A 26,188-nucleotide genomic window follows, 5' to 3' on the forward strand; every position below is an offset into this window, starting at 1 on the left:
GCGATTAAGCGGGCTTCTAAGTCGTTGATTTAACAACGTTTTTTGGTGGAGCCTAGCGGGATCGAACCGCTGACCTCAACACTGCCAGTGTTGCGCTCTCCCAGCTGAGCTAAGGCCCCGAAAGAGGTGCGCATATTAGGCTCGAATCGGAAATCTGTCAACACCTTTTGTCAATAAATTTCAGCAAGTTAGCCAGCCTGGCCAGTGATTGTACGAAGTGACGAATTTTCCAACAACAAACTACAAGATGCGTGTTTTTGTCGGCTTTCCAGCCATTAAATCCGAATCCGGCACCCCACGGGGCCCCTGCGAATGAGTCGAGCGCAGGCCTATTTTTGTGGGTAAGCACGCATGGACGCGTGCGCAAGTATCGCCAGGCCACGGAAGGCCTGTCGATACGGCCCTCAAAAATCGGCTGGAGCGAGGGCACCCGAAGGGCCAGACGCCGGGGTGTCCTCTTTTGAGTACTTTGCTGGACAAGCAGAAAAGTGCTTCGCCCGCCCGGCGATAGAGGGCGAGAAGTACGGAGAAAACTCTTAAAAGAAATCAAACGAGGAACAGAGAAGTAAAGCAGAAAAGAAACCGGCACATCCATGTACCCTAAACAGCCGGAGAGCAACGCTCCCCGGCAAATACCATTAATCCTCCGGATTACTCCCCAAAGCCGCATAGGCTTTCTCAAGCTTTTTGAGCTGCTTCTTTCCCACTTCACCCCAAATATTAATCGCCTGACGCAGTCTTGCGCGGCTCATATCCGGGCCTAACAGAGTCATCGAGTCCATCACCGAAAAAGACGCCGTGGTGCCGGCGATGGCGATAAAGATGGGGGCCAAAAAGTCTTTGAGCTTGATATCCATTTGCCCGGCCAGCTCTTTAAGCGCGTTAAAAATTTCATCGCGCTCCCACACACGCAGAGCCTCTAAGCGCCACAGAGCAAATTGCAGCAGTTGCTTTTGCTCGTCCATAGGTAGGCGGTTTTCGGCAAAGTGCGCTTCGGTCAGCGGCAACTGGCCCGAGGCTAAAAACGCCACCAAAGGCATAAAGTCGCCCAGAGTTTCCATACGCGACTGGGCGTGTGGCAACACTTTTAATAGGTTGTCGCGGTTTAGCGCCCACTCGCTCAGACGGTCGGCCAGTTGCTCGGTATTTAAGTCTTCACGTATCCACAGGCCATTGAGCCAGCTGAGTTTCTCCACATCAAAGATAGGCCCACCCAAACTGACGCGGGTAATGTCAAAATTAGCCTGCATATCAGCCAGGGTAAACTTCTCGCGCTCGTCAGGCATAGACCAGCCCATGCGGCCTAAGTAATTAAGCACCGCCTCAGGTAGGTAACCGGCGCGCTGGTAGTACAGAATACTGGTGGGGTTTTTGCGCTTGCTGAGCTTGGATTTATCCGGGTTGCGCAGCAGCGGCAGGTGGCACAATACCGGCGCTTCCCAGCCAAAGTATTCATACAGCTTTAGGTGTTTGGGGGCAGAGTTGATCCACTCTTCGCCGCGAATCACGTGGGTGATGCCCATCAGGTGATCGTCTACCACGTTCGCCAGATGGTAAGTGGGCATGCCGTCGGCTTTTAGCAGCACTTGCATATCCACTTGCGACCATTCGATCTCGATGTTGCCGCGCAGCATGTCATCGATAACACACACGCCCTCTTCCGGCAGTTTCATACGCACCACGTAGGGTTCGCCGGCGGCGAGCTTGGATTGCACCTCAGCCTCGCTAAGTTTTAAGCCACGGCCGTCATACTTAGGCGTCTCGCCACGGGCTTGTTGCTCGCGGCGCATTTCATCCAGCTCTTCGCTGGTGGCAAAGCAGTAAAAGGCGTGACCTTTTTCAATCAACTCATCGGCGTATTGTTTGTAAATACCCATGCGCTCGCTCTGGCGGTAGGGGCCATGCTCGCCGCCAACATCCGGCCCTTCGTCCCAGTCGATGCCTAACCAGCGCAGGCTGTCGAGAATCGCTTGCTCGGATTCTGGCGTGCTGCGGGTTTGGTCGGTATCTTCAATGCGCAAAATAAACTGGCCGCCGTGCTGGCGGGCAAAGCATTGGTTAAACAGCGCAATATAAGCGGTGCCAACGTGGGGGTCGCCGGTGGGCGACGGAGCAATACGAGTGCGAACGGTCATAAGTGTCTCTTGTATCAGTTCTGAATTTGGGTAAGTGCTTGCCACAGTTGGTCGCCGGTAATGGCGGCCAGTGTGCGTGGGCGGTTGCCCACAAAATCCGTTGTTGCGCTGGCGTCCGGGTGACGGCATAAACGCTTACCGCACTGCTCACACAGGTAGCCAGGCGCTACAATGTGGCTCGAGCGCGGGCCGGTGGCACCAATCAGCGCAGGGTCCGTCGGGCCATACGCGGTTACCGTAGGCACATTAAGCGCGGCGGCAATGTGGGCCAGGCCAGTATCATTACACACTGCCCCTTGGCTTGTGTGTAAAAGCCCGGCAAGTTCGGTCAGGCTCATACGCTCGAGTACTTTAGCATTGGCGTGGTCGCGCGCAATAGCCTCGGCGGTTTCGCGCTCGGTGGGCGAACCCCACGGGAGCAACACCTCTAAACCCGCCGCTGCAGCGTGCTTAATCAAGCCCTGCCAGCTTGTATTGGGCAGGCACTTAGTGGGCCAGCTGGCGTTGGTTACGGCTACTATATACGGCCTATGGGTAACGGTTTGCGCGGGCCAGGCTTTATCCTGCAAACCAAACTCGGGCGCGGTTTGAGGGCGCGGATACCCGAGCCCGGCGGCAAATAAATCTCGCCAGCGATCCACTGCCAGAATATCTTGCGCCACTTTAAAACGGCGCTGGTAAAACAGATGGGCGCCCTTCTCGCGCACCGAGTCGGCATCGGGCCCCGCGCGTAAACCGCGCGCCATACGGGCCACCGTAGCGCTTTTAAAGCTCGTTTGCGCATCCAGCACTAAATCGTACTCGCGTTCGCGCAACTTACGCCAGTAGGCCTTTAACTCGCCCGACTGCCAAGCGGTTTTGACGCTGCGCTTCCAGCGCCGGTGGGCGGATACGATGGTGCGCTCGACCGCCGGATGCCACGTAGGTACCTCGGCAAAGGCTTCATCCACTGCCCAATCAAACCGGATACCGGGAATGGCACGCACCGCATCGCTGATAGCGGGCAGCGTTTGCACCAGGTCACCCATAGAGCTCAATTTAACAATTAATACCCGCATATCCGTCCAGCCACTGAAAAACTGCGCGCATTGTACCTTAACAGGCCGTTAACTGGCGCCCCATCCGAGAAGGGATAAAAACTTAACCCAAAACATTAGATAAATCTAATTTAGCTATTGCTATTTTAGATTTATCTAATATTATAAAGGCAAGGAGGGATAAACATGAGCCAACCCATGACACCCGAACAACTACAAGCGAACGCCAGTCAGGCGGCGGGCTTTTTAAAAATGCTGGCCAATGAAAAGCGCCTGATGATTTTGTGTGCCCTGATTAACGGCGAGATGAGCGTCAGCGATCTGAATGCTCAGGTGCCGCTGTCGCAGTCTGCCCTGTCGCAACACCTGGCCGCCCTGCGCGAGGCCGAGCTGGTCGCCACCCGGCGGGATTCACAAAAGATGTTCTACCGCCTAAACGGCGATGCCGCCGTGCGGATTATTGAAGTATTACAGAGCATTTATTGCCCCTAGGGCTCACTAAGTGCACTTACCGGAGATTAACCATGAATCACAAAACCGCCACCGCACAAGAATTTTTAAACCAGCACCCAGATTGCTGTGTACTGGATGTACGCACCCCGGCTGAGGTGGCCGGCAACCATGTACCCGGCAGCATTTTTATTCCGGTACAGGAAATTACCGCCGAGCGGGTTAAATCCGAAATGGCCGCCCAAGGCCAGCAAGGCAAGCCCATTTACCTGATGTGCCAAAGCGGCAAACGCGCCGAAATGGCAGCGAATAACCTGGCAGGAAAAGTGGACGAGCCGCTGATTATTGTCACCGGCGGCGTGAACGCCCTAAGCCAGCACGACAATGCCCCTCTGCAAAAAGGCGACAGCAATGTGATTTCGCTGGAGCGGCAGGTGCGCATCGCCGCCGGTAGCCTGGTACTGATTGGCGTGGTGCTGGGCGCGCTGGTAACCCCTGTCTTTTACGCCCTATCAGGTTTTGTGGGGGCGGGATTGGTGTTTGCGGGCATAACCGACACCTGCGCTATGGGTATGCTAATTGCCCGAATGAGCTGGAACCGCCGGCACTAACCGCCGCACGGTGACAAACTCACCTAGGTGGTAACAGCAACATTTGAGTTACCGTTTTGCGCGCCGTAACAGATTAACCAACCAGCGTAGCCCCCTCACCAATGGGTTGCTGACCACACGATCTAACATCCGCTGCAAGCGGTGGTTATCACGGTATAAACGGGCCAAATGTTGATCGCGCCGCGCCAGCAACGTTTGTATTTGCTGATAGTCCTGCTCGGTGAGTGTTGTGCCCGGTTGAATATGCTCGGGCAACGGGCGTTCAATATAAATAGTGGAGTGACGCCCCGCATCTTCATCTTTAGGGCGTGTTTTGGTGTAAAAATACAGCGCAAGAGATTTACGCGAATGGGCATCTTGATCGCCCTCGGGCAAGTTAATTCGCTCAAACCCGTGCCACGAAGTATCGTGGGTGGCAAAAATCACGCAGCGATTAAACAAGGGCGCGACCTGCGTAATATTATTTTCGGCCGCGGGCTTACGCGGATCTTGATGAAACTCAATGGCACCGCCCCACTCATCTCGCCAATCATGGTTTAAGTACACAATAAGATTCAAGCGGCGATGATAATTGGTTACCGGGTGGCGATTAAAATCAACGTGCGGGTCGAGGTCTTGTCCGTGACAGTTTTCATGTGTGCCACCGCCAAAATAATCCGGGTCGTATTTTAAATCGGGAATGCCTGTTGCGCGACTGACCCATGCAAGAAAATCTGACGACTTAACCGTGTCGTCGAGCGTTTTATAGTGTGGGCCTAGCGCGGGCAATTGCGTGTTAACCGCTTTGCGGCCCACGGTACCGTTTTCATTGAGGGCTCGCTCTTTGGCAAACTTGGGAAACTCATCCAACAGTGCCTGACAAAACAGCGGAGTAAAAAAGTCGTCGATAACCACATGCGAGAACGGCTCGGCAGCGGTAAATCGCTCCGCCAGTTCCGCAGTATTACTAAGCGTTTTTTCACTTAATATAGTAGACAGCGATGTTGCCATTTGCTGATAGTACTCCCATCCATGTGCGCTAAGCTCGCAGCATTACCTACGCCGGTGAATTATAAAATGTTAACGCCCAGCCGAACACTTGGCGCACGACGAAAACACGCCATGCACCAAGCTTAACACGATAAACCTAAGGGTTTTCAGCCGTTAAGTAATACGCCTCTAACGCACCCGTCACATAAACCAAAGGCGCGTTCCAGTTAATGGTGATCTCATTGCTCGCGTAGCTGCACCAATCATCCAGATACGATTCGGCCGGTAAATCCGACGGGTATTCACATCCATCTTGCTGGCCGCTGTGGGGGCCGCCGGCTAAAAACCCGGGCACCGGCGCAACGACATCATCAGCCACCGATGGACGGTGGTGAATATGCATAGGCGGCCGCGCACCAAAGCCTGTGACAAAACTGTATTCGGTGGGATTGCGGCCCAACACGTAATCCAGCAGCGCTTGCGCCGCTGCCATGTAGTTTTGCTCGCCGGTTATACGATAGGCCTGCACCAGCATCATGGCGCGATTCATGGCCACGCCATTGCTGCCCCAGACAAAATCGGGCCGAGTCATCGATACGCCGTAGGCCGACTCATTACCGGCGGCCACAATCGTATCGGCCAAATCCGTCACGCGCTTCTGGATCAGCGCTGTGTCGGCAGCAGCGGTTAAGCTATCGGCGTGAGCGGCAAGCGACATCCACGCCAAGCCCAACGACTGTGACCATCCGGGCACTTGGTTGCCAATTGCATCGGCTTTAATCGCCTGGTAGTAAGCATCGTTACCGGTGGTGATGTAGAGCTCGGCAGCGGCCCAGGCAAACTCATCCGAGAAGTCGCTATCGCCATAACCGCCGGTGCTTACGTCGTCCGGTTGGTGATAGGCAATATTGGGGTTTTGCCCGGCCCACTGCCAAGCGCTTTGCGCCGCCTGCAACATAGTGCTGGCGCGAGTGCTGTCATAGGGCTGCACCACCCGGCTGGCAGCGGCCATTACGGCGGCAAAGTTCAGTGTCGCAGCAGTGCCCTTTTGCACCACATAACGCGGCTCGTGGGTTTCGGCCGGCATTACCTTACCGACAAAGCTTTTGGTGGTTAACTTGTGGTAAACACCGCCATCGGCCGGGTCTTGCATGGTTAACATCCAGTCCACATTCCACAAGGTTTCATCCAGTAAGTCGGGTACGCTGTCACCGCTTTCGGGAATGTTTAGCTCGCACTGGGCGTACAACTCGGGGTAATGCTCCAGCGCCGCGAGCAAGGTGTACGTCGAGATACCCGAGTTAACAATGTACTTGCCATAATCACCCGCGTCGTACCAACCTTTGGGCGAGCTAATCACACTCTCGGCCGGGCGCGCCGCGCTTGCCGCCGAGGGGTGAATCCGCACCTCGGTATCCGGGTGGCCACTGGCACGGGCCCAATCGCCGGCGTATTGCGGCTCCAGTGCGGTACTGGCGCGATTAAAGTAATAGGCTTTAATCACGGCTTTATTTAGTTCGCGGTAAGGGTCTTGGGCCACGACAAACGTGTCCGAGTCGGCCAAGCCCGGCACACGCACCACGTATTCACCCGGCATATTCAGCTCACTAAAATCAGCCTGCGCAACGCGACCGCTTGCATAGGGCCATTGCTGATAAGCGCCTATTTCACCACTCGCCACCTCGGCTCCGGTGACCACGTTAATCACGCTGAAGCTTGAGGCATCAACTGGTGGGATAAGCGCCACTTTGGGCCCGGCAGTGGCAAAACCCACCTGATTTAACAAAATACGATCGCTGGCGTTTACCGCGCTAGACGAACTGCCGGCAACGGGCGCCGAGCTTACCGGCGATGAGACACTGCTATTGATGGTTTGATCAGAGGCGTTATTGCTGCCGCACGCGGCGAGCGCTAAACAAGCACTGCAGGCAACCGCCAGGGCATGGGGGCTAAAGGTCTTCATGGGCTCTTCCTCGTTATATTGTTGTTTTACGCCACGGAGTGTAGCGCGAAGTAAGAGGCAGGCTATATTAGGGTTCGCAAAGAATGGTTAAAGAAATGAGAGTCGGAGGACTGATGTCCGAGGTCTGAGGCCCGGCGCGAAAGAACAAAGGATTAGCGTCAGACCTCGGACATCCGACGTCTGACATTCCATCATAATCCCAACGTTTTTTTCACAAACGGGATGGTCAGTTTACGCTGCTCGGCCAACGAGGCGTGATCGAGCCGGTGCAGGTAGCAAAACAGCTGGTTCATATCGCGCGGTACCCGCTGCACGATATAGCTGGCTACCTCTTCGTTTAGCTCCATACCGCGCTCGCGGGCACGGCGCATTAACGCCTGCTGTTTGTCGGTATCGTCCAGCGGTTGCACTTTAAGGATAACGCCCCACTGCAAACGCGAGCGCAAATCGGGCAGCTGGATATTCAGCTCACGGGGGTTTTGCGGTGCGGCAACCAGTAGCAAGCGGCCCGCATCGCGCAGGGCATTGTACAAATTAAACAGCGCGCGCTCCCAGGTAGGGTCGCCGGCCACCGACTCCAGCCCGTCAAGGCAAACCATATCCAGCTCTTCTAAGCCTTCCAGCAATGCCTCGGGTGCAAAGCCGGTCATCTCGCGCAAAGGAAGGTATTGCACAGCCAAACGGCGCGACTCCGCATTGTGGCAACTGGCTTGCAGTAAGTGGGTTAAGCCCACACCGCTGGCGCCCCACAAATACAAAAAGTGCTCGCCCTGCCCCTCAACTTGCTCGCGCAAAGCGCGAATCACTTGCTCGTTGCCAGAGCCTGCGGGGGCGTAAAAGTTATCGAAGGTGGCGTCGTCTTTTAAGCTGACGCCTAATGACAGCTGTTGCGGAGTTGACATAGGGCGTCCTCAAGGTGCCAGACGATACTGCAAGGGCGCACTGGCCGTGCCCGGCACAAGATAGCGATTGGTCGGCAAACTAACGCTGTCGGAGGCCGGCACCAATACGCCGCCCAGCGATAAGGTGTTTTGCAACCGAGCTATATCACCCTCGGTGGCCAACTTTAACGTCAAACCATCGGTGTTCAAATTAGCCAGTTGTGTGCGCCGCACCAAGGCCAACTGCGACAAATAATTCTCGACCTTTTTATAATCGGCAAAACTGGCAACGTTATTCACTTGCAACACGACATTGGCATCGCCCGCCTCGGTGGGGCTAATGGCGTACCGCGCGGCAAAATGATCGGCGACGGTATCGATGACCGCGGGCAGCAACGCCTTTAGGGAGTCACCTTCCGAGTCAAAACTGGGGGCACCATCGTCATGCATTAATTGCCAATCGGCCCGCCAACGCTCGCCCGATAACTCACTGGCACGCACCACAACAATGGCGTCGGCGCGATAGCGCTCGGACGCCTCGCGAATTTGTCGCTCTTGGATTTGCCACAGCGCATCGGCGGGCATGGCGAGGTGATCCTCCAAATCAAACAGCGGGATCATCAGGGGTAAACCGCGCTCTTGCGCGCGATCGCGCAATACGGTCATAGCAGGTAAATCACTCACCACATCGCGGCCCGAGGGCGTATTAGCCACGAGCCACACCAATACCGTAGGGCGATTGGCGGGCCAAAATGCCAGGTTGGCATCGCGCAGTAACTGCTCGACCAAAGGTGGAGAAAACTTAAGCTGCAAGCGCGACGCGGCAACTTCACTGCCATCGAGCGTCTCTAGGGTTTCATCGGTAGAAACGTAGCTGTACTCGTAGACGTAATCCTGAGCGCGCACCAACGCTTGGCGCACCACAGGGTTATCGACAATAGCGCTCGACCCAGACACGCGCACGAGCGTGTCGGCCAGTGCCTGCTTGGCGGCCGCGCCGCGCTGCGCCTCAGATTGCGATTTAACCAGCGCCTCGGCGCTGTAGAGATCGACCACTTTGTCGGCACTTGCCGTGCCTGCCAGCGCCAGGGCGCAGATGAATAATAAATATCGAATAATCAGCGTCTCGTCTCCCAACTGCCGAACTCTGACAATGAAGCTCGCGCATTGTAACAGGCAATGCCGCGCTTTTCTTGTCGTTATCAGCGTGTAGCGATGATAGTGGCAATAAAATGGATCTGTCTGTGAAATATCGCCGCCTTTACCTGCAATTAAGCACTATTAACTGCTAGAATGTGCGCCTTTCAGACCCGGCGCCCCACCCATTGACGCCCTCCGGTAGTCGAGGCCGGCGCACAGCACGAGAGACCCTAGGCCGCTATGAGCGAGAAAACCCCGCAATCGTTAAGTTATAAAGACGCTGGTGTAGACATCGATGCCGGTAACGCGTTGGTAGAGCGTATTAAAGGTGTTGCCAAGCGCACCCGTCGCCCAGAAGTCATGGCCGGCCTTGGTGGCTTTGGCGCTCTGTGCGAGCTGCCCGAGGGCTACCGCCAGCCAGTGCTGGTATCGGGCACCGATGGCGTAGGCACAAAGCTGCGCTTAGCGATGGACCTGGGCAAACACGACACTATTGGTATTGACCTGGTCGGCATGTGCGTCAACGATCTGATCGTGGCCGGCGCCGAGCCGCTGTTTTTTCTCGACTACTACGCCACCGGCAAACTTAATGTGGATGTTGCCTCGGACGTAGTAACCGGCATTGGTGCCGGCTGCGAGCTGGCCGGTTGCGCACTGGTCGGTGGTGAAACCGCCGAAATGCCGGGCATGTACGAAGGCGAAGATTACGATTTAGCCGGCTTTTGTGTCGGCGTGGTAGAAAAGTCCGAGATCATCGATGGCAGCAAAGTCAGCTCGGGCGATGCGCTTATCGGTATTACCTCAAGCGGGCCGCACTCTAACGGTTACTCACTGATCCGCAAAATCATTGACGTCTCCGGCGCCGACTTACAACAAGATTGCGGCGGCCAGAGCTTAGCCGACGCGCTAATGGCCCCTACTCGCATTTACGTTAAACCGCTGCTCGAGCTGATCAAGTCGATGCCTGTGCACGCGTTATCGCACATTACCGGTGGTGGCCTGCTGGAGAACATCCCCCGGGTTCTGCCCGACAACGCCAAAGCGGTAATCGATACCAACGCCTGGCAACTACCGCCGGTATTCCAGTGGCTGCAAGCGGCGGGCAATGTTGACGCACGCGAGATGTACCGCACCTTTAACTGCGGTATCGGTATGATCATCGCCGTACCCGCCGAGCGCGCCGACGAGGCCATCACCCAACTACAAGCTGCTGGCGAGCAAGCGCTGCTGGTGGGCCACATCGCCGACGCTGCCAAGGGCGAAGAGCAAGTACAACTGGATGGTTTACGCTAAGCATGACAATGGCTAAAACACGGGTCGCGGTACTTATCTCGGGCAGCGGCAGCAACTTGCAGGCCTTAATTGACGGCCAGCAAAGTGGCGAGCTGCCTATCGATATTGTCGCGGTGATCAGCAACCGTCCAGGTGTGCGCGGCCTAGAGCGCGCGCAAAACGCCGGTATTCAAGCGATCACGCTCGACCACAAAGGCTACGATACCCGCGACGCATTTGACCAGGCATTAATTGCACAGCTCGATGCGCTGCAGCCGCAGCTGGTGGTTCTGGCCGGCTTTATGCGGATTTTAACCCCGGTTTTTACCACACACTTTGCCGGGCGGATGCTTAACATCCACCCGTCGCTGCTACCCAAATACCAAGGGCTGCACACGCACCAGCGAGCGCTGGATGCCGGCGATGCCGAGCACGGTGTCACAGTACACTTTGTCACTGCCGAGCTAGACGGCGGCCCGGCGGCTATTCAGGCGGTAGTCCCGGTACTTGCCACCGACGACGCCGAGACACTGGCGGCGCGCGTACAGCAGCAAGAGCATATTATCTACCCCATGGCGGTGCGCTGGTTTTGTGAAGGGCGTCTAGCCATGAGCGCGAATCAGGTACTGCTTGACGGTGAACCTTTGCCGTCCAGCGGTTACCAAGTAAGGAACTCATAACGGCGTAAGGGATTTATGACACGACTTAAACGTATTACCCTGAGTTTACTCACAGGGGCGACACTAGCAGCAAGCTGCTGGTTACCACAGGCAATTGCCGCCAACGACGCGGCGGCGCCCAATCAATTTCGCAACATCTATAAATCATCGGTGTACGGTATGACCGTCACCGTCACCCACGAGCTAATACCGCTGGATGACAACCGCCACAAGCTGCGATTTTTTGCCGACTCGCTAGTGGCCAGTATTGAAGAGGTAAGCATTTTTAGCTCGCCCGAGGACCAGCTGTTACAACCACAGCTTTACACCTACGATCGATCGGGCCTAGGCCGCGACCGCGAGGCGCGTGTTACCTTTGACTGGGAAAAACGCAAAGTCGTTAACGATATTAACGACAACCCCTGGAAGATGAATGTTCCTCTGGGCACACAGGATAAGGTGAGCTTTCAGATCCAGTTGCAGCGCGACTTAATCGCCGGCAAAACTGAAAACCTAGCCTACACCATAGCCGATGGCGGTAAGATCAAAGAGTACCAGTTTGCCATTGTCGGCAACGAGCGCTTAAAAACGCCCTTAGGGCAAATTGACACAGTAAAAATTAAACGCACCCGCAAAGACAGCGACCGTATTACCTACGCCTGGATGGCGCCCAAATATAGTTATCTGTTAGTGCGTATGCAGCAAGAAGAAGACGGCGATGTGTACACCATCAACATCGACGAGGCCGAGATCGACGGAAAGAAAATCTCGTCATTTAATTAAGACGGCCTGCGAGGCAGGTGAAACGTCACAGTTCACTCATCAAAAGCAAAGGTTATTTTATGACTATTTCTGACAACTGCGTTGCCAGCTTCCATTACACCCTGACGGATAAAGATGGCAAGGTACTCGATTCGTCCGACGGCCGCGAGCCGCTGGCGTACTTGCACGGTGCCGGCAACATCATCCCAGGTTTGGAAAAAGAGCTTGTTGGCAAGCAAGTTGGCGACAAGCTGCAAGTGGCTGTTCCTGCCGCTGAAGCTTACGGCGAGCGCAACGACGCCATGATGCAAGAGCTGCCAGCAAACATGTTCACCGGCGTTGATAAAGTCGAAGAAGGCATGGAGTTTCACGCGCAAACCGAAAACGGTACACAAGTTGTGACTATCGCGGCGGTTAACGGCGACATGGTTACCGTCGATGCCAACCACCCACTGGCGGGCGTCGATCTGAACTTTGATGTTGAGATTACCGACATTCGCGAAGCGACCGAAGAAGAAAAAACCCACGGCCACGCTCACGGTGCCGGTGGTCACGAGCACTAATATTGCTCCGGGGCCGGCTACCGGCCGGCCCCGACTCCTACCCGCTAGCTAGCCCACGTCATAACATCAAGCCCCTACTTCGCTACCCGCTCGCTTACTCGCCCCAATACCCATCACGGCGCAGCGCAAGCTTGTGTCTTCGCACTCCGTTGTCAGCGCTGAAAACTCGCCAATGTGCGCCTCGTTTATTTAACCAACAGACACAAAAAAGGGAGCCGAAGCCCCCTGAAAACTGTTTACTGATGCAATACCTACATTGAGTAACGCACACCCAACGCGTAGGTTTTACTAAAAATAGACGCGCCGTTGTTGTACAGGTAAGGGTCGGTGTAGTAACCGCGATACACTTCACCGGTTAGGTTGGTAGCATCAAAGGTCACCATCAACGACTCGGTCACGTCGTAACTTAACTGAAAGTCCATATTGGCTTCGGGCTTAGAGTAATCGCCTGCGGGCATGGCAAAATTTGCATTGTAACCACGCAAAAAATCATCGCGCCAAACATAGGACAAACGCGCATCGAAGCCGGCTTTCTCGTACGCTAGCACCACGCTGTAGCTAGAGTCGGACACACCAATTAACGGCTTAGTCTCATAGCCGATTAACTCGCCCGGGCCGTCGTCAGTGTCGGGGCCAAAAATAGGGTCGTTGGTTTCGCCATCGATTTTTGTGTAGCTCGCCTGCACACCGGCGCCCTGCAGCCACTCGGGGACATTATCGGGAAAGTACTGAAAGCCCAGCTCGATACCGTTGAGCTTACCTTTACCGGCGTTAGACGGTTGCGACAACACATACTTCGCATTTAACTCAGGATCTGGGTTATCGGTAACCTCAATCGCCTTACTGGCGGTAAACACAAAGCCATCGATGTCGCGCGAAAACAACACCCCGTACAAGCTGCTACTGGGGGCAAAGTACCACTCCAGCGACAGGTCAGTATTGATCGACTCCACCGCTTTTAAATTGGGGTTGCCGCTGTTGGCAAAACCGTATTCGGCATTGGTAAAATCCGCCGGCGGGGTCAAGCTCATGGTGGGGTTTAGCTGGCCGAAATCAGGCTTGCGGATAGATTTACCGTAAGACAAACGCGCCATTAAGTTTTCGGTAATTTCGTAGCGCACCATAAAGTTAGGCAACACTTCGGTCGAGCTGCTGTTAGAGTTAACTTGTGTTGCCGCCGACTCGTTAAAGCTCAGCTCGCTGTCGGTATCTACCACCCGCACACCAATTTGACCGTCGATAATCTGGCTGCCCAACTCAAAGGCGTAGTCGGCTTGAAAGTATGCCGCCGCGGTGGTCTCTTCGATATCAAAGGTGCTGGCATCTAAGAAGTCCGAGCCGCCCGATTGCAAACCGTACAGGCCGCGCATTAGCTCGGCGTTATCAGATAAAAAGTAGCCGTCGGCCACCAACCACTGGTTGGGTACATTAGCTTCGTTATCCAGAAAATCATCTTGCGTAACACTCGCAAGGCCTGCGATATCGGCAATATTACAGGGGTTGCCATCCATGCTGCAGGCACCAGAGCTTTGGTCCCGCGAGCGCGACAAAGCGCTGCGCACATCGTAGCGCACACCAAAGCTTAAACGCTCGATAAAATCCCAGCCGGTGGTATAGTCGCCATCCATCGTCCAGGTAATGGCGTCACCCTCATCGCGACCACTGTTGTCAAAAAAGTTCGACATCTGCCAATCGGCGGGGTTTGTTAACACGCTTTCATCCACGTTGGCGGTGGTGGCATCATCCAAAAACGCCACCAACGGCAAACCGTCATCGTAGTTAAAATCCACCACTAAGCGGTCGCGCATGGCCGACGTTTGCAACGCCTGAAATGAGCGCTCGTAAACGCTGGTTTGGTAGGTCAGTTCAGATTCAAGGGTTAAACTGTCACCAATGTTCCAGTTACCACCCAAGGCATAGACAAAACTGTCGGTATCGCCACTGCTGCCATCACCACTGGTGAACATGCTAGCGTTATTAATGTAATTAGTTTTAATAACGTTGGTGCCATCGTAAAAATCGGGGTTACGGAAATGGCTGGCACCGTTGGTATTAATAAACACTAAGTTGTTAAAGCTCTCGTTGCGATAGCCATTATAAAAGGCTTCAAACAAATACTCGGAGGTATCATTTGGGGCCCACTGCAACGAGACGTTCGCCGCCGGGCGCTCACGGTGACCGGTAAAATCAGTCATCCCCATCGCGTCACGCAGCAAATAATACTCCACGTCTTGGCCGTTAACGTTCAGGCTAGAGCCCGGCTGTGAGGGAATCCCCTCAACGGTACCCACCTGATAATAATCGCCCGAAATACGCGAGAAATCGTCGTAGCGATACGGGTCGAGCGAACCGATCCAAATATTCTCGTCGCGATAATTGGTTTCGGCGTACGAGATATTCACCAACGCACCAAACTCACCGGCGCTGGTGTCCCAGCGATCACTCAGCAACATACTGATATTCGGGTCGATCTCTTCCGAGTTGCTCTGATAAATGCCCCGCGCCGCGACGACAAACTTGGAATCGTCAAAATTAAACGGGCGATTGGTTAAAACATTAATCTGGCCGGCAATGCCGCCTTCGATCTGTTCGGCCGAGCGGGTTTTATAAACATCGGCGCGGTTCAGCAAGCTGGCGGGGATATCGGCCAACGCCACCGAGCGGCCGGTAGAGGTGAAAATCTCACGGCCGTTCACCGTGGTAGAAACATCACCCAAGCCACGAATCGTCACAGCGTTCACTTCACCCGCGCCACGGCCGGTAACCTGCACACCGGTGACCCGCTGCAGCGCCTCAACGACGTTGTTATCGGGAAACTTACCAATATCTTCCGCGACAATAGAGTCAACAATTTGAATGTTTTCCCGCTTGAGCTCGATCGCCTCGGTTAAGCTGCCGCGAATACCGGTAACCACAACCTCTTCGAGTAAAGCCTCGCTATCGTCTTGTGCGTAAATAGAGTGAGCCTGAACGGCCGTAACCAAAGCCACAGCACTGCTTAATACAGAGCGCTTAAACATGGGTGATAATCCCCTTCATTAGAGTTATTAGAGCCTCAGCGTTAGCACGATCGAGGCGGGTTATACTGATCAAGATCTGATAATATTGTATGACTTATTTTAAGTCAACACAAACAACAGATATGGTCAATACGACCAAAACACCTCCAATAACACCTTTCTGGCACGCCATATCGCCCAAATCCAGCTAAGCACCATAAATTTTTCTACAAATATTAATAATATTGTATTACCATAATAAATGTAATGATGATTTTGTAACGCCGTCAGTAAACAAATACCGGCCGGCGCCTACGAAAACCCGTTGATATAAATATAAATATGAAAGGGGTAACCCAATGAAACTGAACAATCTCGCACTGGTTATGAGCGGCGTCATCGCCCTATATGGCTGCGGCGGCTCCAGTGATCGTAAAGAAGCACCCGCGCAACTGGTACCCGACACCGAAACAGCCGCCGACCCTACCGTCGACGCCAGCGCTATTGCCTACAACGACATTCCGGTACACGACCCCTCGGTGATTCGCACCAACGACGGTACCTTTTATGTAGTCGGGTCACATTTGGCCGCGGCTAAATCGACCGACTTGGTCACCTGGGAGCAAGTCGCCCCGGGCATCAATTTAGAAACCCCCGACTTTGCCGCCAACCCACTGTTTAGCAATTACGACATCGAAGTAGCCGAAGGCATTGAATGGACCGGTGGTTACGCCGGCTCGTGGGCATCGGACGTTATTCAGTTAAGTGACGACCGCTACTACTTTTACTACAACCACTGCACCAATCCCGATACCGGCGAATGCGATGCTCCTCGCTCTTATTTAGGGGTGGCCGTCGCGGACGACATTCTCGGCCCCTACAGCGACTTGGGAATCTTTTTGCGCTCGGGCCAAAGCGACGCCGAGATTGATGCCGGTTTTGGCGTGGGCGACATGGAAAGCTACAACGGCTTTGTTAACCCCAACACCATTGATCCAGATACCTTTTACGACAAAAACGGCCAATTGTGGATGACTTACGGCTCTTACGCTGGCGGCATCTTTATTTTAGAAATGGACGAAGCCACCGCCATGCCCAAACCCAACCAAGGTTACGGCAAGCACTTAACCGGTGGTGATCACAGCTCGATAGAAGGCAGCTACGTACTCTATAGCCCCGAGTCAGATTACTATTATTTGTTTGCCTCGTTCGGCGGTTTTGTCTCGACCGATGGCTACAATATTCGCATTGCCCGCTCACGCACTCCAGACGGCCCTTACCTTGATGCCGCTGGCAACGACATAGCCGCCGCCCGTGGTGGTTGGGACAGTATTGAACCCTATGGCGTAAAACTGATGGGCGGCTTTAACTTTAACGCCTACACCGGCGACGCCAGCGCAAGTCGTGGCTACTTGGCACCGGGACACAACTCGGCCTATTACGACGAAGCCACCGGGCAACACTTTTTAATTACCCACACGCGCTTCCCCAACCGCGGTGAAGGCCATGCGATTCGTGTACACGAAATGTTTGTTAATGCCGACGGCTGGTTAATTGCCTCACCCGAGCGCTACGCCCCGATTGAAGGCGATAACATTGTCGATGCGGGCGATATTGTCGGCGATTACAAATTTATTAACCTCGGCAAAGACATCAACCGCGAAGCAAAACAATCGGTCGCCATTACCCTCACCGACAACCGTGAAATTACCGGCGACATAACCGGCTATTACCGCTTATACGACAACGAGCCAAACCGCATTACCGTGTTTATCGACGGTGACACCTCTTACGAAGGTGTTATGCGGTGGCAGTGGGATGCGCCGAGCGAAACCTTAACGCCGGTATTTAGCGCACTAAACGGCGATGGCGCCACCATTTGGGGTGTACAACAACCCGAGCAGGATAATGCTCAAGTCATACAAGCGGTACTGGACGATTTGAGCCTGCCAGAAAACTTTAAAGGCGAAGCGATCGATTTACCTACTGTGGGCACTCGTGGCAGCACCATTAGCTGGAGCAGTGACAACGGCCGCGTTATTAAAACCGATGGCACTGTGATTCGCCCCAATGCCGGTGATGGCGACCAGAGCGTGCGCTTAACCGCCACCGTCTCGCGTCAGGGCGCCAGCAGCAGCCAAGCGTTTGACATTGTTGTGCCCGAGCGCCAAACCTTTAACCGGGTCGCCGCGTTTGACTTTGAAGGCGACCTCAGCGAAACCTTAGGTAACTTTGCCGCTGGTTCTGCCACTGGTGATCGCGTGTTTAACACAGGCATGGTGGACTTTAGCAGCGGTCACGACGGACAGGCGCTGTCGCTTGATGGCAGCAATGGGGTGTTATTGCCCCAGGGCTTAATCAACAATTACGAGTACACAGTGTCTTTCTGGGTTAATCCCAACGTTATTACCGGCTTTACGCCAGCGTTTTTTGGCGCGGTAAATATTCAGCAAGACGATGCCGGCAATCCATTCTCCAACAACTGGATTAACCTCTTACCGCAAGGCTGGGATGGCAACACCATGTTCTGGAGCGGCTCTGAGGCGTGGCTTGATGGCACTACCGGCGAACGCATCCCCGAGATGGCCTGGTCGCACGTTGCCTTCTCGGTGAAGCGCGGACTGGTTAAAGTGTTTATCAATGGCGAAGAAAAATTCTCGGCGGGCAACCTTAGCGACTTTTTCAGCGACAACGAAGGCACCTTTGCCCTCGGCGTTAACTACTGGGATATTCCCTTTAACGGCCTGATCGACGAACTCAACATCTACGAAGCGGCGCTCGCCGGTGGCGAAATTAAAGCACTCGACATCGACAAACTGCCGTCCTCCGAGCTGTTGGCCTCGGCCGAGCAGATTCTCGACTTGGGCGATATCAGCGCCGTGCAAGACGATTTGTACCTGCCGGTAACCGGGCCTTACGCCTCAGCCATTAGCTGGAGCTCGTCCGACCCGTCGGTGATCGCCATTGATGCTGACACAGGCGTAGTCACCCGCCCCGGCCGCGAATCAAGTAATGTCGATGTCACTCTAACCGCCGCGATCAATCTTGATGGCCAGGCAACCAGCAAAACCTTTGTCGCCACCGTTAGCTCGCTGGCACCACCTGAGCCCGTCGCCACCTTCAGCTTTGAGGAAGACCTGGCCGACAGCACCGGTAACTTTGGTATGGGCACCGCCACCGCCGACCGCTTGGGTAACACTGGCGGCGTGGTAAACTTTTTAGATGGCGTAGTCGGTAAAGCCCTGATGCTCGACGGCACCGCCGGTGTTAAGTTGCCCAACAACTTGATTACCGACAGCACCTACAGTATCTCGATGTGGTTAAACCCTAACGTCTTAGCGCAGTTTACCCCCGCCTTTTTTGGCGCGGCAACCGATGCAAGCTGGATTAGCGTGGTTCCCTTTGGCCCCGGCGATGGCAACACCATGCTGTGGTCAGGCACCGCTTGGTACGATGGCGATACCGGCAGTCAAATTCCGGCCAAAAGCTGGACGCACTTTGTCGCGGTCAACAATGCTGGCAACCTTAAACTTTACTTAAACGGTGTTGAAACCTTCGCAGGTGCCAACTTCCCCGACGTATTCACCCCTGCCGCTACCACGCAGTTTGGCATTGGTGTTAACTTTTGGGATACGCCTTACACCGGCATGATGGACGAGCTGAAGATTTTTGATGAGCCAATCTCGGCCGAAGACGTCACCACGCTCTATCAAGAAGGCAATATGTAACACCAACGCCTTGTTAAAAGTACAAATTAAACGCCCTTCGGGGCGTTTTTTTTGTGGCGTTAAAGATAAATTAAAGAAATCCCCATCGCAGCTTTTGCCGCCGGGCTCGCGCTAATGCGCCTCGACTTTCTCTTTACCGCAGCGCTCACACTTATAGCGTGTGACCAGCTTCCCCTGCTTGGTATCAAACTGCTGACTGGTAACCACCTGCCACTTATGAAAACCGCTTTTACACAAAGTCTTACCCTTGTGCTTTTGCTTCGGGCTGGGGCGTTTAAACGGAACAACGTTGGTCATTTAGGCAACCCTATCGTTAAGGCAACGCTTCTTCATTAACCAGCAATTCACGGCGGGTATCACCTAACCACACCCGTGTGCCAGGGTAGATCTTGATCGCCCCATGATGCTCAGCGCTAACAGAAAAATCAAACTCGCCGTGAAAAATCACACCGGCAATCTCAACATTGCTTAGCTCACCTTTGATATAAACGTCAGCGGTACAAACCCGGCACGATGCCACCGGGGTGTTTTTAATCACCCATAGCTTCTCGTCCGGAACAACGTACTCCTGCCCGCCCACAAGGCTTATCTCATGGGCGCTCGCACAACCTGAGAGCAACAACCCCTGCAACAATCCCAGTAACACTAAAGCTGATACTCGCATGTTTATACCCCGACCAAAAACTCACGCCCTAGGGCTTGAGTTTTAAAACGTTATCAATATCGGCCGCGTTATGCCGCTCGCGTAATTGCTCCCAAGGCTCGCCCCACGGGCGATTCACAATGCGGCCCCGCTGCACCGCATCGCGCTCAAGTATCTCTTGCGCCCAGCGGCGTACATGGGTGTAACTTGTCACATCTAAAAATTCACCGGCATCGTACAAGGCGCCCAACACCAAGCCGCCATACCAAGGCCAGGTGGCAATATCGGCGATGCTATAAGTCTCGCCCGCCAAATAGCGGTTGCTGGCAAGCTGCTTATCTAGCACATCCAGCTGACGTTTTGTCTCCATGGTAAAACGATTAATCGGGTACTCGAACTTCTCAGGGGCATAGGCGTAAAAATGCCCAAAGCCGCCGCCCAAATACGGCGCCGAGCCCTGTAGCCAAAACAGCCAGTTAAGCGCCTCGGCGCGCGCGCTGGCATCAGCGGGCAACAACTGACCAAATTTTTCCGCTAGATACAATAAAATAGCGCCCGATTCAAACACACGCTGGGGCGTAGCGCCCGAGCAATCGAGCAACGCAGGGATTTTAGAGTTGGGGTTTACGTCGACAAAACCGGACGAGAATTGATCGCCCTCACCTATATCAATTAAGTAGGCATCATACTCGGCACCCGTTTCGCCCAGGGCCAATAGCTCTTCGAGCATAATGGTGACTTTTTGCCCGTTAGGGGTTGCCAGAGAGTGTAACTGCAACGGGTGTTTGCCTTTGGGTAACTCGCGCTCAAAGGTGGCCCCCGCGACGGGGCGATTTAATTTGGCCCAGGTGCCGCCACTTTCGCTGTCAAAGGTCCACACTTTGGGTGGGGTATACTCATCACTCATACAAAGCTCCTGACTGATTAATGATGCTGAAGTACCTTAACGCGTATCAGGTTATAGCAACAGAGGCTAACCAAGTTTTTCAAATCCGCGTGTCTAATAGTCGGCATTATGGGTGCTCAGAAACAGTGATTTGAGCACGCGCCTGGTCAAGCCGCTGACACATCAACTCGGCACCATCCAATATACGCAACGTATGTCGCTGAATAATATCCGGCGGCACAAAAAACAAATGGTTATTGGCAACCGCCGTTAACGCCGGGTACTGTTTCCACTCGTCCAACCACTCTGGGCGCTCCTCACCCATGCCGCTGGCGACAATCACATCGGGGTTGCGCCCCAGTACCGACTCTACATTAATTTTTGGCGCCAGCGATACGGCATCGGCAAACGCGTTGCGCCCACCACACAAGCGAATCACATCGCTCACTAAATGCTCACCGTTAAGGGTTTGCAACGGTTGGTTCCAGACTTGGTAAAACACCGATACGGCTTTGCTGCTATGGTGAGCCTCGCGCAACTTTTGTAAGCGTGCAAGCCACGCATCAGCGGTTTTATTAGCCGCTTGCGCAGTGCCTGCTAAAAGCCCAATAGTGCGCACTTCGCGGGCAATATCGTCAAGTGTGCGCGGCTCATCGACGTACACGGTAATACCCAGCCGCTCTAGCTGATTGGCAGCGGTTAAACCGTTACCGGACGACCAGGCCAGTACCAAGTCGGGTTTAAGCGCTAACACCGACTCTAAGCTTACCGTTTTGTAGGTGCCAACCTCAGGCAGTTTTTGGGCCGCAGGCGGATAATCACTGTAGCTCACCGCCGCCACTAATTTACCGCCCGCCCCGGCACTGTAGGCGTTCTCCACCAAGTGCGGCGCCAGCGCGACAATTCGTTCAGCCGGTGCGTTAAGGGTAATCAGCTTACCCCGCGCATCGGTCACCTCAATAGGCGCGGCGCAAACCGCACCCGCAATAGCGCCAAGCCAAAACATCAGTGCCAAAACACTCCAGCGCTTACCGCAACGGCCAGCAAAAATATCGCTCACAAACTACTCCTATAACGTGATGGTGGTTAACACACGCGCTAAACGCGTGCCGCCATCGATGGGCAAGCCGAAACGCAACCAGGCATCGGCATTAACGGTGGCCCCAGTGGGCTCGGGCCAATGGCACCAACGGGTATAAATACCCTGCTCGGCTAAACGTTGGTACAAATGCATCAGCGTGTGCCACGGCCCACGCAAGGTAACAAATAAGCCGCCGCCGGCTAAGGTACACTGAGCACCTACAAACCGCTGCAGCAGCGTTAACAACTGTTGCTGTGCGTCGCGCAACCGCAACCGCTGGGCCAGCTGCCAAGCGCGATCATTAAGCGCCCGCTCACCCAACCACTGCGCTGGGTGGCCAATAGCCCACGGCGGTAATGTTTGCCGCAACGGCTCGGCCAGCTCTGCGCTGTTAAGCAAAAACCCAAGCCTTACCCCAGCCAACCCAAAAAATTTACCCACCGAGCGCAACACACACAAACGCGGAAGGCTGGGCAACAATATAACGGCGCTTGGCAGTGCGAGTGCATCGATAAAAGCCTCATCCACCAATACAACGCCAGGCAAAATACTGTGTAAAAACTCTAGCGTATTAAGCGGGCAGACCTCGCCCGTGGGGTTGTTAGGGTTAATCACCACCGCGTGAGTAACCGTGGCTTGCTCGGCAAGTTGGCACAATTGGGCGATAGCATCGTAAAACACAATCTGGTGCCCCGCTTGCTGCCACGCTTTTGCATGCTCGGCGTAACCAATAGCTGGCAGCGCCACTGCGGCAGGTGGCAATAACAACGGCAACTGGCCCAGCGCAAACTGGCTGCCAGGCACGGGCACCACAAACTCCGGGCGCGATTGGTAATACTCGGCGGCGGCCTTGCACAACAGCGTATTGGCACCGGGCAAGTCGCGCCAAACATGCGAGGGGATATTAATCACCCGGTAACCCCAAGGGCTAATACCGGTCGACAAATCTTGCCAGGGTTCATCCGGCTCGCCAAAAACCGCACTGGCGTAGGTTAAATCGCCGCCATGGGGTAATGCTGGGGCAAACTCATCAAACATCAAGCGCGACTCTATTTATTAATAGCGCCAGCAACACAAGCACAACAACCACCAAGATCAATGCCCGGCTCACTAAACCTAGCGCGCGCGGTATGGCATCAGACGCTGGCGGCGCCCCGGCCGTTGCGGGCTTATCGTGCCAACACTTATGGTAAAAAGCCCCGCCGCCCAAACTTAACTGCAAAGCGCCAGCGCCCGCGCTGATAACCGGGCCGGCATTCGGGCTTGCCCAGTGGCCCGCACTTTTGCGCCAGCTTTGTAGGGCCCCGGCCGCATCACCTACAGCGGCAAACGCCAATGCTGTTAAGCGCACCGGTAAAAAATTGAGCGCATCATCCCAGCGAGCCGCCGCCCAACCAAAATGCCAAAAACGGTTATTTTTGTAGCCCCACATAGCGTCTAAGGTATTGCTTAAACGGTACACAATCGCACCGGGCAAACCTGCCACGGCGAACCAAAACAGCGGTGCCACCACCGCATCGGCGCTATTCTCAAGCAGTGACTCAAGCGCTGCACGGCGCACTTGTAACGTATCGGCCTGTTCGCAATCGCGGCTGACGATACGCGCTACCGCCGTGCGAGCTTTTAATAAATCTGGCGTTTCAAGCGCAACCTGCACGGCTGCTACATGCTGAACTAAACTGCGCCAGCCCAGAGTAAAATACAAGCCGACACCACCGGCCACAATCGTCAATAGCGAGTAAGTGTTTAGCAGCCACCACCACAAGTAACTACTGGCCAAAAGCGCCGGTAAAATACACAGCAATAACGCCAACACACCCATCAAGCGCGAACCATTACCCCCTCGGTTAAAATGCCGCTCTATTTTATCGGCGCAATAACCAAAACCCACCAACGGGTGAAAACGCGCCGGCTCCCCCAAACGGTAATCGAGCGACACCCCAAGCAATAGCGCAAGGGCCGTTACCACAAGGCCACCAGTACAATTAACGTAAGCGTTTCGGCAAGCTCTACCAAGGCGCCCAAGCAATCGCCAGTGTAGCCACCAATTTGGCGGCGCCACAATTGTGCCCAGTACAACATTAATACAACTAATGCCAACAACAATGCGGATGCCGTTAACACCCCGGCCAATAGCCCGCACAGCACAAAAACAACCAACGCAATCGCCCAGTAAACGTGCTTATGGGTGGCGTCATTCACAGAGGCCGGACCATCCTGACGGGCGTAATCGTTTAACGCCATAAAAGGTAAAATAATAGTGCGCGCCAATACCGCAGAAATAACAAGTGCAATAAAGATTGGCAAGATAACAAGTGTTGATGAATCTGCAGCAAGGGTAAACAACGCCGACAAAGCTGCCCATTTAACCAACAAGAGTAACACCAACGATACCAGCGCCACCGCGCCACACGCGGGGTCATGCATCACGGTTAAAATTTTCTCGCGCCGCTGCGTTGCATCGACACATTTATGGCCGGCGTAGTAGGCATCCATGCAATCGGCTAAACCATCAAGGTGCAGCGCACCGGTAACCGCCACCCACAACACCAATACTAACGCGGCCGCCAAGGGCGCACCTAACGGCATTAATACCCCGGCGGCCAGGGTCAGCAAACACCCGATCAGCAAGCCCACCAGCGGATAAAACAATACCGCGCGTTTAGCGGTTTGCTCGTCGACATCATTCAGCCAGCGGCCTACCGGCAACCGGGTTAAAAACATTAAGGCGTACAACATGGCTTGTAGCGCGCCTACCCGTGCATTTTGCGACATACCTTAAACCCGACCTTTGCCTAATGGCTCGTGCGTCAACTCGCCATTAGTAACAGTAATTGTTGTGCTAAAACCATAACCGACATTCAACTGCATCATTCCCGCAGCCCCTGTGCCCAAGGCCTCGGTTAACAGCAGTTTAATCACGCCGCCGTGTGTCACCATCAGCAAGCGCTCTTGTGGATAGTGTTGCTCAAGTGTCGTTAAAGCCTTTAACACGCGAGCGCGAAACTGCGTAAAGGGCTCGCCGCCGGGCGGCGTTGTGGTATCGGGGTCGCGGCTCCAGGCGTTGCACAGCTGGGATTGTTCGCGCCAAATACGCTCGACTGATTGCCCTTCCCACTCGCCAAAGCAAATCTCGCGCACGTCGTTTTGCCTCTCAAGGGGCAAGCCGGTATTGTTGGCCAGCGCCTCGGCAAACCGGGCGCAACGAATCAGCGGCGAGCTGACAATGCGGCTCCAACCGGCATTTAACTCGGCCAAACCGTTTTGCATTTGTTGCCAACCTTTCTCGGTAAGCGCTACATCCATTGAGCCGCGAAAAATCGCTCCGCCCTCGCACTCGCCATGGCGCAGCAAATCAATCTGCATGGCTCACACCGGCATCGGCAAAGGTGGCCATGGTGTTGTGTAGTGCCAATGCCTGACGAACAACACCGGCGGCCAATGCCGCCCCACTGCCCTCACCCAAGCGCATATCCAGCGCTAAAATAGGTTGGGCGTTAAGTTTATTAAGCGCTAATTTGTGGCCAGATTCGTTCGATAAGTGCGCGTACAACAGCCAAGGCGCAAGGGTTGGCTGCAGGGCCACAGCAATAGCCGCTGCAGCAGTGCTGATAAACCCATCGACCAACACCGGCACACCCTGCTGGGCACTGCCAATATAGGCGCCGACCAAGGCCGCAATTTCAAAGCCGCCCAAGCGCTGCAATATTGCTGCGGGGTTTGTTAACTGATCTCGGTGCAGCTTTAGCGCTTTGCCAATCAGCTGGGTCTTGCGGGCTAAAGTGGCCTCATCAATGCCGGTGCCTTTACCGGTAATAGCCTCTGGCGCCAAGTGAAACAACGCGGCAAGCAAAGCCGCCGCTGAGGTGGTGTTACCAATACCCATCTCGCCGCCAATAAATAAATCGCCTTGCTGCGCCTGTGCAAAACCGGCATTTAAGGCCGCGCTGAGTCGCTCCGCCGTCATCGCCGGTGCCGATGAAAAATCGGCGGTAGCCGAGGCAATGGTGTTATCGATAAGATTTTTATGGGGCGCCACTTTACCCACACAACCTAGGTTAACCGCGCGAAAATCCGCATCAAGCAACCCGGCTAATACTGATACCGCCGCGCCGCCGTGGCAAAAATTGGCCAGCATTTGCGCGGTTACTTCTTGCGGGTAGGCCGAGGTGCCTTGCGCGGCAATGCCGTGATCGGCGGCAAATACGCGAATAACAATTCGCTCTAATGTGGGTTTAACGCACCCTTGGAACCCGGCAAACGCGACCGCCAATGACTCAAGCCGCCCCAGCGAGCCGGCAGGCTTAGTCAGTTGTGTTTGATGAGCGCGGGCCTCGGCCTCAGCGCTAGCGCTAGGCGCGGTGATAACGTGGTTTACCCAATCGGGTATTGTTGCAGTTGTCATAACA

At 54.6% G+C, this 26,188-nt stretch carries 23 protein-coding genes and 1 tRNA gene; 7 read left to right on the forward strand and 17 right to left on the reverse strand.

Annotated features, from left to right (window positions below; translation table 11 throughout):
* Nucleotides 1-43: 43 nt before the first annotated feature.
* The 3 genes from ACGHAD_RS10765 to waaC form a co-directional block, all read right to left on the reverse strand.
* Nucleotides 44-119, reverse strand: a tRNA-Ala gene (locus tag ACGHAD_RS10765).
* Between the two features lie 519 nt (nucleotides 120-638).
* Nucleotides 639-2,135: a glutamate--tRNA ligase gene (gene gltX / locus ACGHAD_RS10770; protein WP_382415086.1), complete on the reverse strand. Its 1,497-nt coding sequence runs from the start codon at nucleotides 2,133-2,135 to the stop codon at nucleotides 639-641.
* A 14-nt stretch (nucleotides 2,136-2,149) separates the two neighbouring features.
* On the reverse strand, nucleotides 2,150-3,193 hold the full coding sequence (gene waaC, locus ACGHAD_RS10775; protein ID WP_382415084.1) for a lipopolysaccharide heptosyltransferase I: 1,044 nt from the start codon (nucleotides 3,191-3,193) through the stop codon (nucleotides 2,150-2,152).
* 165 nt (nucleotides 3,194-3,358) lie between these two features.
* Here waaC and ACGHAD_RS10780 point away from each other — a divergent pair, with 165 nt between their 5' ends.
* Nucleotides 3,359-3,664, forward strand: a complete 306-nt coding sequence (locus ACGHAD_RS10780; protein ID WP_339614851.1) for a metalloregulator ArsR/SmtB family transcription factor — start codon at nucleotides 3,359-3,361, stop codon at nucleotides 3,662-3,664.
* Between the two features lie 32 nt (nucleotides 3,665-3,696).
* Nucleotides 3,697-4,233, forward strand: coding sequence for a rhodanese-like domain-containing protein (locus tag ACGHAD_RS10785; protein WP_382415082.1), 537 nt, complete (start codon nucleotides 3,697-3,699; stop codon nucleotides 4,231-4,233).
* A gap of 48 nt (nucleotides 4,234-4,281) precedes the next feature.
* Here ACGHAD_RS10785 and ACGHAD_RS10790 read toward each other — a convergent pair whose 3' ends face one another.
* From ACGHAD_RS10790 to ACGHAD_RS10805, 4 genes are all read right to left on the reverse strand, one after another.
* Nucleotides 4,282-5,223 (reverse strand): 2OG-Fe(II) oxygenase, encoded by a 942-nt coding sequence (locus ACGHAD_RS10790; protein ID WP_382415080.1) that lies wholly within the window; start codon nucleotides 5,221-5,223, stop codon nucleotides 4,282-4,284.
* Nucleotides 5,224-5,359: 136 nt separating this feature from the next.
* Nucleotides 5,360-7,165 carry a glycoside hydrolase family 9 protein gene (locus ACGHAD_RS10795; RefSeq protein ID WP_382415078.1) on the reverse strand — a complete coding sequence of 602 codons (1,806 nt, stop codon included), beginning with the start codon at nucleotides 7,163-7,165 and terminating at the stop codon, nucleotides 5,360-5,362.
* 191 nt (nucleotides 7,166-7,356) lie between these two features.
* Nucleotides 7,357-8,067 carry a DnaA regulatory inactivator Hda gene (gene hda / locus ACGHAD_RS10800; RefSeq protein ID WP_339614846.1) on the reverse strand — a complete coding sequence of 237 codons (711 nt, stop codon included), beginning with the start codon at nucleotides 8,065-8,067 and terminating at the stop codon, nucleotides 7,357-7,359.
* Nucleotides 8,068-8,076: 9 nt separating this feature from the next.
* The gene (locus ACGHAD_RS10805) at nucleotides 8,077-9,183 is read right to left on the reverse strand and encodes a DUF2066 domain-containing protein (RefSeq protein ID WP_382415076.1); all 1,107 of its coding nucleotides are present in this window, start codon (nucleotides 9,181-9,183) and stop codon (nucleotides 8,077-8,079) included.
* A 243-nt stretch (nucleotides 9,184-9,426) separates the two neighbouring features.
* Between ACGHAD_RS10805 and purM the strand changes: the two genes are divergently transcribed.
* Genes purM through ACGHAD_RS10825 form a run of 4 tightly spaced genes read left to right on the forward strand, consistent with a single transcriptional unit; the run spans nucleotide 9,427 to nucleotide 12,442 of the window.
* Nucleotides 9,427-10,479, forward strand: coding sequence for a phosphoribosylformylglycinamidine cyclo-ligase (purM, locus tag ACGHAD_RS10810; RefSeq protein WP_339614844.1), 1,053 nt, complete (start codon nucleotides 9,427-9,429; stop codon nucleotides 10,477-10,479).
* 2 nt (nucleotides 10,480-10,481) lie between these two features.
* The gene (gene purN, locus ACGHAD_RS10815; RefSeq protein ID WP_382415075.1) at nucleotides 10,482-11,138 is read left to right on the forward strand and encodes a phosphoribosylglycinamide formyltransferase; all 657 of its coding nucleotides are present in this window, start codon (nucleotides 10,482-10,484) and stop codon (nucleotides 11,136-11,138) included.
* Between the two features lie 15 nt (nucleotides 11,139-11,153).
* Complete coding sequence (locus ACGHAD_RS10820) at nucleotides 11,154-11,900, forward strand: DUF3108 domain-containing protein (RefSeq protein WP_339614843.1); 747 nt, start codon at nucleotides 11,154-11,156, stop codon at nucleotides 11,898-11,900.
* A 59-nt stretch (nucleotides 11,901-11,959) separates the two neighbouring features.
* Nucleotides 11,960-12,442 (forward strand): peptidylprolyl isomerase, encoded by a 483-nt coding sequence (locus ACGHAD_RS10825; RefSeq protein WP_339614842.1) that lies wholly within the window; start codon nucleotides 11,960-11,962, stop codon nucleotides 12,440-12,442.
* 251 nt (nucleotides 12,443-12,693) lie between these two features.
* On the opposite strand, the gene ACGHAD_RS10830 is transcribed toward ACGHAD_RS10825, so the two are convergent.
* Entirely contained in the window at nucleotides 12,694-15,462 is a 2,769-nt protein-coding gene (locus tag ACGHAD_RS10830; protein WP_382415074.1) for a TonB-dependent receptor, read from the reverse strand.
* Between the two features lie 338 nt (nucleotides 15,463-15,800).
* Between ACGHAD_RS10830 and ACGHAD_RS10835 the strand changes: the two genes are divergently transcribed.
* Nucleotides 15,801-19,169 (forward strand): LamG-like jellyroll fold domain-containing protein, encoded by a 3,369-nt coding sequence (locus ACGHAD_RS10835; protein ID WP_382415072.1) that lies wholly within the window; start codon nucleotides 15,801-15,803, stop codon nucleotides 19,167-19,169.
* A 111-nt stretch (nucleotides 19,170-19,280) separates the two neighbouring features.
* Here ACGHAD_RS10835 and ACGHAD_RS10840 read toward each other — a convergent pair whose 3' ends face one another.
* The 9 genes from ACGHAD_RS10840 to cobT all read right to left on the reverse strand — a co-directional run bounded on the left by ACGHAD_RS10840 (nucleotide 19,281) and on the right by cobT (nucleotide 26,184).
* Nucleotides 19,281-19,466, reverse strand: a complete 186-nt coding sequence (locus ACGHAD_RS10840; protein ID WP_382415070.1) for a hypothetical protein — start codon at nucleotides 19,464-19,466, stop codon at nucleotides 19,281-19,283.
* 16 nt (nucleotides 19,467-19,482) lie between these two features.
* Nucleotides 19,483-19,833 (reverse strand): hypothetical protein, encoded by a 351-nt coding sequence (locus ACGHAD_RS10845; protein WP_382415069.1) that lies wholly within the window; start codon nucleotides 19,831-19,833, stop codon nucleotides 19,483-19,485.
* A 28-nt stretch (nucleotides 19,834-19,861) separates the two neighbouring features.
* Complete coding sequence (gene yghU, locus ACGHAD_RS10850) at nucleotides 19,862-20,719, reverse strand: glutathione-dependent disulfide-bond oxidoreductase (protein ID WP_382415067.1); 858 nt, start codon at nucleotides 20,717-20,719, stop codon at nucleotides 19,862-19,864.
* A gap of 106 nt (nucleotides 20,720-20,825) precedes the next feature.
* Nucleotides 20,826-21,704, reverse strand: coding sequence for a cobalamin-binding protein (locus ACGHAD_RS10855; RefSeq protein WP_382416627.1), 879 nt, complete (start codon nucleotides 21,702-21,704; stop codon nucleotides 20,826-20,828).
* A 63-nt stretch (nucleotides 21,705-21,767) separates the two neighbouring features.
* A complete protein-coding gene (locus ACGHAD_RS10860) occupies nucleotides 21,768-22,817 on the reverse strand; it encodes an aminotransferase class I/II-fold pyridoxal phosphate-dependent enzyme (RefSeq protein ID WP_382416625.1) in 1,050 nt (349 codons plus the stop codon).
* On the reverse strand, nucleotides 22,810-23,748 hold the full coding sequence (gene cbiB, locus ACGHAD_RS10865; RefSeq protein WP_382415065.1) for an adenosylcobinamide-phosphate synthase CbiB: 939 nt from the start codon (nucleotides 23,746-23,748) through the stop codon (nucleotides 22,810-22,812). Before cbiB ends, ACGHAD_RS10860 begins: the two co-directional genes overlap by 8 nt.
* Nucleotides 23,742-24,554 carry an adenosylcobinamide-GDP ribazoletransferase gene (locus ACGHAD_RS10870; protein ID WP_382415063.1) on the reverse strand — a complete coding sequence of 271 codons (813 nt, stop codon included), beginning with the start codon at nucleotides 24,552-24,554 and terminating at the stop codon, nucleotides 23,742-23,744. Before ACGHAD_RS10870 ends, cbiB begins: the two co-directional genes overlap by 7 nt.
* Before the next feature lie 3 nt (nucleotides 24,555-24,557).
* Nucleotides 24,558-25,145 carry a histidine phosphatase family protein gene (locus ACGHAD_RS10875; protein WP_382415061.1) on the reverse strand — a complete coding sequence of 196 codons (588 nt, stop codon included), beginning with the start codon at nucleotides 25,143-25,145 and terminating at the stop codon, nucleotides 24,558-24,560.
* On the reverse strand, nucleotides 25,135-26,184 hold the full coding sequence (gene cobT, locus ACGHAD_RS10880; RefSeq protein ID WP_382415059.1) for a nicotinate-nucleotide--dimethylbenzimidazole phosphoribosyltransferase: 1,050 nt from the start codon (nucleotides 26,182-26,184) through the stop codon (nucleotides 25,135-25,137). Before cobT ends, ACGHAD_RS10875 begins: the two co-directional genes overlap by 11 nt.
* Nucleotides 26,185-26,188 lie beyond the last annotated feature (4 nt).

Origin of the sequence: Gilvimarinus japonicus (assembly GCF_042847215.1) — a bacterium.
Classification (GTDB): domain Bacteria; phylum Pseudomonadota; class Gammaproteobacteria; order Pseudomonadales; family Cellvibrionaceae; genus Gilvimarinus; species Gilvimarinus japonicus.